The organism is Chryseobacterium sp. FR054, from assembly GCF_056844565.1.
Genome location: NZ_JBXDSA010000002.1, coordinates 1,067,997 through 1,081,826, shown reverse-complemented (window position 1 = coordinate 1,081,826; position 13,830 = coordinate 1,067,997). Strand labels below are relative to the sequence as shown.

Sequence of the window (13,830 nt, the reverse complement as noted above, 5' to 3'; positions counted from 1 at the left end):
TTCAAACAATTTTAAAGTTAATAGCCTGGATTTTGTATCAAATTGGGATTAGCAATAATATCTTTTGCTGGAATAGGGTAAAGATTTCTATAATCTTCAACACTTTTTCCATCTTTTACTCCTCCTTTCCAAGGCCATAAATAGGAACCACTGGTAAATTTACCATACCGGATCAGATCGGTTCTTCTGGTCATCTCCCATCCCAGCTCACGTCCTCTTTCATCCAATATATAATCTGTATTTATTGAACCGACCGGAGAAGCTCCTGCACGTGTTCTCAAGGCGTTGATATACCCAAGAGCTGTAGCAGAATTCCCTCCACTTCCGCCTCTTAAAGTAGCCTCGGCATACATCAGATAAATATCGGCTAATCTGAATACAGGAATATCAGTATCGCAGAAGTTTCCGGAAGCATCAGATCCAGGGTTGCCAGCACTTGTGATATTTTTATATTTAATAAATCCATATCCGTCAGTAAAAACTCCCAGATCATTAATTTCAAGGTTTTGTCCATCAGTATAAAAATTACCTCTCTGATCAGAAGGAGATCCTGAAAATAAATTTACATATGCTTTGGTTGTTCTTAAACCTCCCCAGCCTCCACTGATTCCAAAGCTTGAAGCAGGCATACTTCCTCCTACACCGGCATGAATCAGATATGTTGTACCACCAGAAGTCTGGATATGAAGTCCGTCAAAAGCAATTGGAAGTATAATTTCAGGATTATTTTTATCGTTATCGGCAAGGAATAAATCCGAGTATTTTGTTTTTAAAGAATATCCTGCCTGTATTATTTTATTACAGTAAGTAATACAATCTGTATAATGGTTAGAACCGTTATACACCTGTGAATTAAGATATAAACGAGCTAACAATGCCCACGCAGCTGCTTTATCTGCTCTTCCGTAAACATTTGCTTTAGGATCCTTAAGTTCTCCGGCTACTGCCAGCAATTCACTTTCGATAAAATTAAAAAGTTCTGCACGGGTAATTCTTTTAGGTGGACTTACTGATCCCGGTAAATAACTTTCGTCTACAAAAGGAACGTTTCCAAATAAGTCTAATGCATAATAATAAGATAATGCGCGCAAATATCTTACCTCAGCCCTCATATATTTAGCTTCTGTTAAATTGCTCCCTGTAATATTGTTTGAAGCTAGCTTTTCATCGGTAACGTTTCTTAAAAACTCATTACTTGTTGCAATGTGAGTGAAAATTCTATAATAAGCCCCTTCTACAAATTCACTGGACGAATCCCATGTCATTTTATGGATAGTCTGTAAAGTTCCATCATTCCAAGCAATTACAGCTTCATCCGTTGGCAGGGTCTGTAATGTGTAAAGAACTCTTGTATACTGTGAAAAGTTTCCGTCAATCCCGTTAATATCTGTCTGCCCCCCATTTGCTGTCTGTCCTCCATTTGCAAAACCTCCATATATTTTTGCCAGTGCCATAGGATAGTTTGCAAAATCTGTAAAAACACTTGCCGAGGTTACATCTGTAATAGGCATCTGTTCTAAATCGTTCACACAAGATGTTGCAGTAAGAATGCTAAATAAGGCTGCAACTGCTATTATATTTGTTTTAAATTGTTTCATTTTTCTTAAAATTGAAAGTTAAATCCTAAAGAATATACTTTAGGCATCTGATAATATCCATTGTCTATATTTCCGAATACTTCAGGATCTATTCCTGAATATTTTGTTATCACAAATACATTTTGAAGCATTGCGTAAACTCTGATATTACTGCCTTTATAAAAAACATCTTTAAAGTTGTATCCGGCATTGATATTATCCAATCTAAAGAAAGATGCATTCTCTATAAAAATGTCAGAAAAATACTGAGGACTGGAAAACTTGTATTCTGCCGCAGTAGAATATACATTTTGTAAATAATTATTGGTTGTAAGTGATTGAATAGAGCTATTAGAAGCAGCATTATTATAGACATAATTTCCTAATACAGCTCTTGCACTTAAACCGATATCCCAGTTATTATGAGAAAACTTTGTATTAAACCCTAAGATAGCATCCGGCTGTGTAGACTTATAGTAATACCTGTCGTTAACATCAATTTTACCATCTCCGTTTCTATCCACGTAAATACCATCCAATGGCTTCCCGTTGGTATCATAAACCTGTTGGAATACATAAAATGCGTTAGGTTGATGCCCCACAGTATGAGCCTGAATCGTATTATTAACTCCTCCGTCAATTCCTCCTACCAAGATTCTATAGGAAGCATCTGCTCCGTTAATTAATTTGGTAATTTTAGATTTGTAATGAGTTGCATTGAAGGATACCTCCCATGTTGTATTTTCTTTTTTTACAGGAACAAATGTAAGAGATGCTTCAATCCCTTTTGTCTGCATATTTCCAACATTAAGCAGATTATGATTACTTAAATCACCTGCTGCAATTGGAGCATCCACAATCAGATCTTTCGTATCTTTCTGATAAATGTCGACAGAACCTGTAATTCTGTTTTTAGCAAATCCAAAATCAATACCTGCATTTTTTGTGGTTGTAATTTCCCAACTCAAGTTCGGATTATAAATTTCCGGCCTCATCATATAGTAGAACTGATCTCCAAACTGATACTGTGCTCCATCAGAACTCATATTATAAGCAGCATAGGATGGATAATTTCTTGGCTTATTTGTATCCAGCGTTGGTAATTCCTGCTGTCCTGTTTTCCCCCATCCTGCTCTTAGTTTTAATACGTTGATGCCTTTATCTTTCAGGAAATTTTCTTCATTAATCTTCCATGCAACAGACACTCCCGGGAAATTACCCCATACATTACTTGTAGTACCATTATAAAATCTTGAAGATCCGTCTCTCCTTATGGAAGCCGAAACAATATATTTATTGGCTATGGTAAAAATACCTCTTCCATAGAATGATAGTAATACATTTTTGGTTTCAAAATTATTAGTGGCTGTATTCTGTCCTCTTCCCTTAAATGTTGTCGTCCCCGGAATAATAGTATGGAAGTCCTGATAAGAATAACCAGCAGTCAGGTCAACAGTTGTAGAAATAGAAGTTATAGTTTTTAAATAGCTTAAATAAGTTTCTAATAATTTATTCTTTTTCTCCATAGTGTACTCATTGAAAGTACCTAAATCACTTATCCCTACTCTGTAAATAGGACTTACTGTTTTCGCACCATTACTTTTAGAATAGTCATAACCTGCATTCACATTGACATGTAAATCCGGTAAAAAATGTAGCTTATAATCTAATTGGATATTCCCTAAACCTCTCCATACAGATGATACATCACGTACTCCGTCCAGAAGACCTAAAGGGTTTGATGTACCATTTACGTTGAGCCCTGTAACATTATTATTAGGATCAGTCCATTCATAATAACCTCCATATTTTGTATTTCCGGAATATACAGGTTGTGTAGGATCAAAATAAGTAGCTGCTTTGATTACCCCATCATTCAAAAATCTGTTATCTGTAAAAGTTCCCTTAGCATTTACATTTACAGTAAGGTGATTATCAAAAAACTTCGGATTTAGGTTTAACCCAACAGAAGTTCTCCGGAAAGAATTTGTTTTTACAATACCATTCTGATCATTGTACCCTATAGATAAACGGTATGGGAGCCATTTAACTCCGCCTGAAAAAGCCAAATTATTATCTGTTCCCCACGCATTCTGATAAATCAGGTCCTGCCAATTAGTATTGGAAGTTCCCAATCTTACAGCATTCGCCGCTACAGCCGCATTTGTCTGTGCTATTTCATTAACAAATGATCTGTATTCATTACCATTCAGGACATTCACATTATCCATCTTCGTTGAGACCGAAGTAATAGTTGAAAAATTAACCTTGAATTTTCCGGCTGTTCCTTTTTTTGTGGTGATTAAGATGACTCCATTAGAAGCTCTGTTACCATAAATGGCAGTAGCTGAAGCATCTTTAAGAATATCAAAGCTTTCTATATCGTTTGGATTGATTAATGATAATGGATCAGATGCACCATTAACCCCTACAAAGTCCTGTGGAACTCCATCAATAACAATTAATGGTGAATTTTCACCATTCAAAGATGATGTTCCCCGGATTCTGATTTTAGTTCCTGATCCGGGAGCTCCACTACTATTTGTAATCTGTACCCCCGGGGTTTTACCCTGAATCAACTGTCCGGCAGAAGTAGCACCTCCGTTAAAGTCTTTGGCTGTAACAGAAGTAATTGATCCTGTCAAATCTGTTTTCTTCTGCTTACCATACCCGATCAATACAACTTCTTCAATTTTTTTCTCTTTAGGCAGAGTGTCTTGTGCCTGCGCATGCATTATTGTACTGGCCAATAAAAAAGCGGGCGCTATTTTTAATACCGTTGTAAAATTTCTCACAATATCGTTTTTTTTAGTTTCGTTTTTAATAAGCCTGGCAAACCAGTCTTGCAATTTATAAAAAAAATAGAATTACCATAATTTTATTAAAATTTTAGATAATTTTATGTAAATTACCAGTTGATTTTAAATTAAAAATCTATATTTCAATTAATTACATCAACCTATGCAACACATAACACATTTAATGAGTTAACAAAAAGTTAAACAAATGTTTAACTAAATATAATATTCCCCGCCTTCAAAACCGCAAAAAAAGGATTATTACAGAAGCTTCAGCAGAATTCATGAGATAATCCTTATCTTTGCAGTCAAAACTTTACTATAAATGTCAAACAGGAAGATGATTACGGCAGCTTTGCCTTATGCAAACGGACCGGTTCATATAGGGCATTTGGCAGGTGTATATATTCCTGCGGATGTCTACGCAAGATTTCAGAGAAGATCAGGAAAAGAGGTAGCGTTTATCTGCGGGTCGGATGAGCACGGTATTCCTATTACTATCAGAGCAAAAAAAGAGGGAGTAACCCCTCAGGATATTGTAGACAAATACCATGAGATCATCAAAAAATCTTTTTCAGATCTTGGGATCTCATTTGATGAATATTCCAGAACAACGTCTAAAAAGCATTATGAAACCAGCCAGGATTTTTTCAAAGTGCTTTATGAAAAAGGAAAGTTCACGGAAGAAGTTTCCGAACAGTATTTTGATGAACAGGCAGGAGAATTTCTTGCCGACCGTTATATTGTAGGCACATGCCCGAACTGCGGAAATGAAAATGCATACGGGGACCAGTGTGAAAAATGCGGGTCTACCCTTTCGCCGTCAGAGCTTATCAATCCGAAATCTATGTTAAGCGGAAATATCCCGGTTCTTAAAGAAACTAAAAACTGGTATCTTCCTTTGAATGAATATGAAGACTTCCTGAACGAATGGATTATTGAAGGCCATAAAGACGACTGGAAGCCTAATGTTTACGGGCAGGTAAAATCATGGTTAAATGACGGCTTAAAACCGCGTGCCATGACCAGAGACCTCAACTGGGGCGTTCCGGTACCTCTTCCGAATGCTGAAGGAAAAGTTCTTTACGTATGGTTTGATGCGCCTATCGGATATATTTCATTTACCCAGGAATGGGCTGAAAAAAACGGAAAAGACTGGAAAGATTACTGGCAGAGTGAAGACAGTGACCTGGTTCACTTCATTGGAAAAGACAATATTGTTTTCCACTGCATCATCTTCCCTTCTATGATGAAGGCACATGGTGACTATATTATGCCGAAAAACGTTCCTGCTTTTGAATTCCTAAATCTTGAGAACGATAAAATCTCAACCTCAAGAAACTGGGCGGTATGGGCTCATGAATATGTAGAAGACTTCCCGGGACAGCAGGATGTGTTAAGGTATGCCCTTCTTTCATCAGCTCCGGAAACTAAGGATAATAACTTCACATGGAAAGACTTCCAGACGAAGAATAATTCAGAATTAGCTAATATTTTTGGAAATTTCATCAACAGGGTTGCTGTTTTAATTAACAAAAACTTTGAAGGGAAAGTTCCTGAAGGAGATGTAAATGCTCCTGAATTAGAAGAGATTAGTAAAAGAGCTGTTGAAATCAGAAATTTCCTAGAAAATTATGAATTCAGAAATGCATTAACAGCGTTCATGAATCTTGCCAGATTCGGAAATCAGTATCTGCAAAATGAGGAACCGTGGAAAACAGTTAAAACTGATATTGAAAAAACTAAAAACACTTTGTTTATAGGTGCTCAAATATCAGTTGCTTTAGCAAATTTGGCTGAACCATTCCTGCCTTTTACCGCTCAAAAACTGTATGAAATTTTTAATGTAGAACAGAGAACCTGGGCAGAAATTGAAAATTCTAAGGTATTAATTGAAACTGGTCACCCAATAATGGCTAATGCTCCAATCTTATTTTCTCAGATTTCTGATGAAGTTATTGAAGCCCAGATCCAAAAACTGGAACAAACGAAACAAAATAATAAAAAGACCAACCCTAACGCGAATCCTATGAAAGAAGAAATCACTTTTGATGATTTTAAGAAAATTGATCTGAGAACAGCTACCATTCTTGAAGCTGAAAAAGTAGAGAACGCAGATAAGCTTTTAAAACTGACAGTAGATACAGGTGTGGATGTAAGAACGGTAGTTTCCGGGATCGCAGAAAGCTTTACTCCTGAAGAAATAACCGGAAAACAGGTAATGATCCTTCTGAATCTTGCTCCGAGAAAAATCAGAGGAATTGAATCTCAGGGAATGTTATTATTAACAACAAAACCGGACGGAAAACTGTCTTTTGTAACACCGGATGACAGCAATGTAGAAAACGGTATTGAAATAGGATAATCAACAAAAAGTGAAAGTATTTTTACTTAGTTTCCTGCTGTTCATGTTTTCTTTAATACATGGTCAGCAATCCAGTGAAATCTGCATGCACTATCGTTTCAACAGCGATAGTGCTGTTGTTTACAGAGCTATATACGATAAAAGTTTCACCAATTCTCCCCAGATTAATTTTGCACCGGAAAAAGATTCAATTAAAATATCTTACGGATACAAACTGATCAATCATCATACGGAAGACCCTTTAAAAGCAAACTATTTCACAGATTTAGCTGAATTTAAAACTGATAAATACGGAAATAAACCGGTAAAAAAAGATTCCCTGAATTTTGTTGAAAAACTATTCAATGTAAATATTTTTCTGCCGGAATATAGCAATAAGTGTGTAAAAACCGGAGAAACATGGACTACCCAAAATGATCTGCATTCCCTGCTATATAAGAAAATCACAAAACAATATCAGTTTACCGAATATAATAAATCCGAAGCTAAAATCAATTATAATGCAGAATATTATAAAGATGATGAAAATAAGCCTGAAAGGGTTATAAAAGGGGTTTATATTATAGATTCCGGCAGCGGACTTGTAAAGGAAGCCGACTTAAACGTCTATCATCCTGCAGAAGATTACCGGTATCAAATGACTATTGAAAGAATTTCAAAGCCTGAAGCCGGATCGAAGTAAATTCCGTTATCCGTTAATAAAATCAAAAAAAGACACAGAATTTTGTGTCTTTTTTATTTAATATTATCTTTTAGTAAGTTTTGCCAGATAAGCATCTTCATCCTGCATGATTTTTTCAATTTTAAAGCCGTTGTGTTCCGCGGCATTTTTCAGGGTATTGAAATCAAGATACAGCCAGGTAATCGGATCTTCGGACTCTCCTTTGTAGTGGACCGTATATCCTAGTTCACCATAATACCCTTCTGCCGGAATGTATACGCCGCCATCCTCATCACGGTCAAACATATAGAGAATATCTGTACTGTCGATCAGAACCTGTCCGTTTTCATTCAGCAGAGAATGGAGCTTCTGAAGATACGTATCAATTTTTGCAAGGCTTTCAAAAATTCCGGTTCCGTTCATCAGCATCAGGATTGTATCGAATGTTTCACCGGAAAGTGCCAGCATATTTTCACAAACCGCTTTTTTTATCCCTCTCAGCCTGCAGACTTCGATAGATTTTGGCGAAATATCCAGTGCCAGAACATCCAGGTTTCTCTGATTCTGAAGATAAAGAGCGTGTGATCCTGCTCCGGCACCAATATCCAGAACTTTTCCTTCTGCCAGCTGCAAAGCTTTCTGCTCAATATCATTCATCACCTCAAAATCCCTGAAAAGATAAGCCACCGGGAGCTCATCCAGTTCTGAAATTGATGTTTCTGTCTGCAAGTCCTCAGGATCTTCGTTATGAAAATAATCCCAGACCGCTTTACCCATTAAATCTTTCATAGTCGTTTTCAAAGTGGCAAAGATACGGGTTTATTGGGAATGAGTGATGAATGATGAGTAATGAGTAATGAGTAATGAGTAATGGGAAATAAGTAATGGGTCCGTTCTGGTAATTTAACGTTATCAATTCGCTATTCACAGCAAAGCTGAATTCACCATTCACCTGTTCCGCTATCCCATTGAATCTTTCTCCTTATGTCTGTCTTTTTCCGATTCATTTTCTGCAACGCCTGCTTTCCAGTAAGAATAGGCATTCAGTTCTTTTGCAGTCCAGTTTTTTTCTTTTCTGAGATAATTACGGATTTCTTTAACGCTTGAAAATTCAGTGGCAATGTATCCGAACTTTGTGGTTTCAGGAATGGCAATACTTTTTACGGTATCGGCCATCCGGCTGCTGATATGAGGTTCTGCGTTGTGTAACCAAATAAATTCAATATCAGCTTTTGTCTCAACAGGCTGCTCATCTTCTTTCCCGTGAACTTCAAGAATGCAGACTCCTTTTGCTGTTGATGGAAGAGTTTTCAGAATAGCACTCAGAACCGGAATAGCTGTTGCATCGCCAGCCAGAAGATACCATTCAGCTTCGGGGCAGAGTTCTTTTTCATCAAGCCTCATCATGATTCCCAGCTTTGAGCCGGCTTCTGCTTCACGTGCCCATCTTGATGCAGGACCGCCGTCTCCATGATCCACAAAATCAATGATCAGTTCATTTTTTTCAAGATCAATTCCGCTATGGGTATAGGTCCTCACTGCGGGTGCCACTTCTTTAGGAGGATACACCCACTGTCTGTTCTCATCCAGTTCCGGAAAATGGATTTCGTTTAAACCAACTGGTGGGACAGCAATCTTGTTATTATCACCAACCGTAGTATTTTTAAACAGATGGGCATCCGGGGAATACAGATAAACCCTGATAAAATGGTCGGTGATATACTCTTTTCTGGTCATCTCTGCAACGATACGACCTGTTGGTATTTTAGCCATAACTGAAATTTTTAAAGTTAAAATCCGGTTTCCGATGATTGCAGAAACCGGATTTGTATTCATATTCAATGAATTTAAATCAAGGCTAAGAAGCTTAATTTAAATTTCTAAAAATTAAAAGTATAGGAAAGGTTGAATGTTCTTCCTCTTCCTTTGTAACTGAACAGTTCCGGAAGTCCGTATGTAGAATACAGAACCTGGGAACGCTTGCTCCATATCGTCTGGTAATCTGTATTGAATAGATTCTGGATTCCCAAATTGAATTTACCCCACGGGAACCGGTAGCCTACCATCAGATCTGAGGTATTGTAACCATCAATTTCATTTTTCAGGTCATCCGTCAGCTTGAAATTCTGCAGCGACTGAAATCTGAATGACCAGTTTCTGACATTATAACCGATATAGGTAACCAGTTTTGAAGGGGAAGCATTGTAAATTTCCTGCTTCTGCCATTCTCCGTTGTTATCTACTTCCGATTTGATCAGAAGTCCGTTCGCTCCGAAATAAACTCCGTTATTCATGGAATAGGAAACTTCCGCTTCTATTCCCATATTTCTCAGCTTAAGGTCATTAACAAGGATCTGGAAAGTTTTTCTGTCTACCGTCACCGTCTTATCCGAATTACTTAAGAAACCTGCAATCTGTCCTCTGAGTCCGCCTTTATTGATACGGTATCCTACTTCAAACTGATTGGTTTTAATCGCCTGAAGAGGCTGCTGTTTTACATTGATACTGGAAACGACGTCCCAGTTGTTATTGACCAGCTTATATGTTCCGATCCCGTAATATTTGGAAGGATCCGCAAGGCTTACTCCCTGTGAAAATGTTCCCCACGCCTGATGCTGCTCATTGAATTTGTATAAAAGACCTGCATTGGCCAGGGTGACATTATATGAACTCTCCCCTCCCGGAATGGCAGATGCTGAATTTCCATAGCCCATCGCCACCTGTGTCTGCTGCACGGAACCTACAAAATCATCCACTTTTACCTTAATATTCTGATAACGGATTCCGGCATTGATCTGAAGTTTCGGAAGAATATCATATTTTGCCTGAACATATCCCGCATAACTCTGTGAATGGTTAGTAGGATATCTTCCCAGGCTGTATTGTGTTTCATTGATCAGTCCCCCGCTTGACATGGTTTTCGCCAGATCGTATACAGACTGCGTTCCCTCAAATTTTTCAAGGTCTACATCCACTCCGTACGTTACATTCAGTGATTTCCACGATTTTGATAATAACGCCTTGATTCCTGAATAGTACGTATCCTGCTGTGAAGAAGACATATAAGCGATTGGTCCGCTCTGAAGGGCTACTGTTCCCGGGAAAGGATAGAATCCAAGCTTTTCCCCTCTCGCTGCAAGCTGTACATAAAGATCCTGACCGCCCAGGATACCGCCGGCATTATAAGCCAGAGTTCCCATAAAACGTTCTGTGCCTACATTTTTATCGGATGAAAAACCATCACGCATTTCCAGTAAGGATGCATTTTTTGTTGTAAAAGCACTTAAATTCTGTCCTAAATAAAGACTTCTGTCTCCATTGAATTTAGAATTATAATACTGAAGTGAAGCTGTAATTTTATGCTTGTTGTTCAATTTATAGCCCCCTGTTGCAAGGATATCAATCGACTGGTTATACTGAAGATCCGTTTGGGTAATATCGGTAATCACCTGGTTCTGATCTGCTCCGTACACCCCGCCATTCTGCTGGTAAGCAATTCCCAGTCTTCCGAAAAGTTTCTCGCCTTTCCCTGCAATGGACTGTGCGGCACGGAAATCATGATCGTCTTTCCCCATGAACCCCGTTCTTACCCCTACTTCCGTTTCTCCACTGATCCCGTTTTTGGAAGGAGCTTTGGTAATGATATTGATAATACCTCCTGTTGCATTCCCCCCGTAGATGGAACTTGCTCCGGAAAGAACCTCAATTCTTTCAATATTAAAAGGATCGATGGCATCCAGCTGTCTGCTGATCGCACGGATACTGTTCAGGGAAACCCCGTCTATCATCACCAGTGCAGAGCGCCCCCTCATATTCTGACCGTAATTGGTTCTTCCCTGCGGACCGATATCCATACTCGGAATCAGGATAGAAAGCATTTCTTTGATAGGAACCCCGCTTTTAGCCTGCTCCTGGATTTTTTCTTTCTGCACGATCCACACGGTTCCCGGAATATCAGAGATTTTTGTCGGTTTCCGGGAAGCTACAATCACCACATCATCAATACCTTTAGAGGCAATAGAATCATTGGCGGTCTGGGAAAACATCATTCCCGAAGCCAGAAGACCTATTAACGCATATTGCTTTTTCATTCTTTTATTTCAAGTTTTATAATGCGTCAAATTTAATTTTTATTCTTTCTAAATAAAAACAATTAAGTATGAAATTTTTCATATTTCAAGAGGTTATTATACATCCTTAGAATCTGATTAAACTTTATTTGAAACATTAAAATTCGGCAGCTTCAGGAATGAAATCCTTTATTTATCATTTTTATAAATTGCGAAATTGTTTCTCTTTGTGTAAAAATTATATGTTGTTTTTTTTATGAAACGAAGGCTTTTAAATGCTTTGTCCATATTTCAGGAAGCTAAGTATAGAATATTCAATGAAGCGTCCGCCTTAGCCACATGCTTCATCAGTGACCAAGTTGCATATCTTTGCCTGCTAAAATGAAAAGCATCTTACATATAGCTCTGCGTTTATTTTCTTTCTATTTTTTGAAACGCAAAGTTTACATCTTTTTACTGCATATTTCGAGGATGCAAAGAGTAGAATCAACTCCGTTGATTCGATGAAGGGTACGTATTAGCCACATGCTTCATCAGTGACGAAGTTGCATGTCTTTGCCTGCTAAAATGAAAAGCATCTTACATATAGCTCTGCGTTTATTTTTTTCTGTTTTTTCTCTTGGGTCTGGCAGATTGTGCAGATTTTAGAAACACCTCATTTATAAAAAACGTAAGATCCCGACTTCAGAATAAAGCCCGGGATCTTACTGTGAAAAACAAGGTATCTTTAAACTGCGGGTCCCGCCGCATCTTTTATTTCTTCCAATAATTTTTTTCTTTCTTTCAGTCTTCTTCTGGCAATCACAGATTTACCTCCGATCACTCTCACGAATCTCATATACTGGAAACGTTTTGCCCCGAAATGATGGGTAATCACATAAAACAATACCCCAAAACCTGTCAGGATGATGTATCCGAAGATCTTTTTAGTGGCTACAATAATGGCATTCAGCTGGATGACTTTCATATTGGCGGCAACATTCTGAGGAGTTACCGTCATTCCATCCATATACACAGCGAGATCCCCTACGGCAACCACCTGAAATCTGTACTGAAACCATGAATACAGGGTTGAGAAAATACCTACTGCCAGGAAAGTTCTCCAAACCAGTACCAACCCGATAGCAGCCAGCATTTCATCCATTTCAAGCTTATCAAGTGTATAGAACCAGACGGAAATAAATAAGGAACACATTCCATAGCCTTTCAAAAACATCGGAAGGTACCAGCCGTCATAGCTGAATTCCAGCACCATAGAAAAGTACATAATCATGGCATATCCCATCATCGCCGCGAATCCTGAAAAAATGTACATCTTTAACGGCTTTTCCTTTTTAAACCAGAATATGGCAATCGCTCCTGCCAGGATAATCCCCGGAATCATCAGCATGCTCAGCCTGGCATTGGTAAGCTGGTCGTAGCCCAGAACTCCTACCGCAAATGTATTCTGAAGAGAAGCCGTTCCTAAAAACATTCCAAGCCAGAACAGCATAAACAGACCATGCTGTACATTATTTTTGGTAAATATCTTAAATGAAAGATAAGGCCGCTTTAACGTTGACTGACGGATGGTGAGCAGGGCAAAACTTACAAAAGCTGCAATACTCGCATTAACGATCTTCGCGGAGTTCAGCCAGTCCTGCTGTCTTCCGAAAGAATATACATATGCAGAGAACATGAAAGTGGATATGAACAGTAAAATACTCAGCCAGTCGATATAATGAAGAGGAACTTTCAGGGCAAAATATTTGTTGTGCATAAAAATCCAGTGGATAAGTGCCAGTATAAAACACAGAACCGATGTCAGTAAATAAAACTGCTGCCAGTTGTACAGAAGTGAAAATTCTGCGGCATAATAAGCCGCCACCTGGTTCATTACCAGAACAAATGTATAGAATACCCCGTAAAACATTCCACGGTTCCCGATCATCATCATTAACGGAAGGAACAGTTCTATGGTAACCATCATCTTCAGAAATCCAATCAGCAGAGAGGTAAAAACGAAGATCATGGGTTGTAAAGTTGTTGCATTGATGTAGCTCAACAGTCCTAAAAGTACCAGAAGAAGCACCATTTTATCCCTTACCTTGAATCTCATCTTCATTCTGAGAACGATAGGCATACAGGCTCCCATACCGATGGTCGTAGCATAGTTGGCCCACATAAAGTATTCCGTAAGGGCTCCGGTACCGCTCACCAGATAGCTGATATTCCCGGTGTACACACCGCCAAGAGGCATCACTACCGCAAGAAGCAGTACGATCAGCAGCAGCTGTACGGGTTTCGGCACCCAGTCGTTATATAGTCCTTTATTGTACATATAAGTATAGAAATTAAGATCATTAGCTCCGGAAGAATA

At 38.4% G+C, this 13,830-nt stretch carries 8 protein-coding genes; 2 read left to right on the top strand and 6 right to left on the bottom strand.

Going from position 1 to position 13,830, the window contains the following annotated elements:
• Nucleotides 1–17: 17 nt before the first annotated feature.
• Together AC106S_RS12170 and AC106S_RS12165 are read right to left on the bottom strand one after the other, a co-directional pair.
• A complete protein-coding gene (locus AC106S_RS12170; RefSeq protein ID WP_482439391.1) occupies nt 18–1,598 on the bottom strand; it encodes a RagB/SusD family nutrient uptake outer membrane protein in 1,581 nt (526 codons plus the stop codon).
• A gap of 5 nt (nt 1,599–1,603) precedes the next feature.
• Nucleotides 1,604–4,372 (bottom strand): SusC/RagA family TonB-linked outer membrane protein, encoded by a 2,769-nt coding sequence (locus AC106S_RS12165; protein WP_482439390.1) that lies wholly within the window; start codon nt 4,370–4,372, stop codon nt 1,604–1,606.
• A 328-nt stretch (nt 4,373–4,700) separates the two neighbouring features.
• On the opposite strand from AC106S_RS12165, the gene metG reads away from it, so the two are divergent.
• Both metG and AC106S_RS12155 read left to right on the top strand, forming a co-directional pair.
• Nucleotides 4,701–6,740, top strand: coding sequence for a methionine--tRNA ligase (gene metG / locus AC106S_RS12160; protein ID WP_482439389.1), 2,040 nt, complete (start codon nt 4,701–4,703; stop codon nt 6,738–6,740).
• Nucleotides 6,741–6,750: 10 nt separating this feature from the next.
• Complete coding sequence (locus tag AC106S_RS12155; RefSeq protein WP_482439387.1) at nt 6,751–7,422, top strand: hypothetical protein; 672 nt, start codon at nt 6,751–6,753, stop codon at nt 7,420–7,422.
• A 63-nt stretch (nt 7,423–7,485) separates the two neighbouring features.
• On the opposite strand, the gene AC106S_RS12150 is transcribed toward AC106S_RS12155, so the two are convergent.
• The 4 genes from AC106S_RS12150 to AC106S_RS12135 all read right to left on the bottom strand — a co-directional run bounded on the left by AC106S_RS12150 (nt 7,486) and on the right by AC106S_RS12135 (nt 13,791).
• The gene (locus AC106S_RS12150; RefSeq protein WP_482439385.1) at nt 7,486–8,190 is read right to left on the bottom strand and encodes a class I SAM-dependent methyltransferase; all 705 of its coding nucleotides are present in this window, start codon (nt 8,188–8,190) and stop codon (nt 7,486–7,488) included.
• A 171-nt stretch (nt 8,191–8,361) separates the two neighbouring features.
• Nucleotides 8,362–9,237: a siderophore-interacting protein gene (locus AC106S_RS12145; protein WP_482439384.1), complete on the bottom strand. Its 876-nt coding sequence runs from the start codon at nt 9,235–9,237 to the stop codon at nt 8,362–8,364.
• Nucleotides 9,238–9,281: 44 nt separating this feature from the next.
• Entirely contained in the window at nt 9,282–11,492 is a 2,211-nt protein-coding gene (locus AC106S_RS12140) for a TonB-dependent receptor (protein ID WP_482439383.1), read from the bottom strand.
• A gap of 706 nt (nt 11,493–12,198) precedes the next feature.
• Nucleotides 12,199–13,791, bottom strand: a complete 1,593-nt coding sequence (locus AC106S_RS12135; protein WP_482439381.1) for an MFS transporter — start codon at nt 13,789–13,791, stop codon at nt 12,199–12,201.
• Nucleotides 13,792–13,830 lie beyond the last annotated feature (39 nt).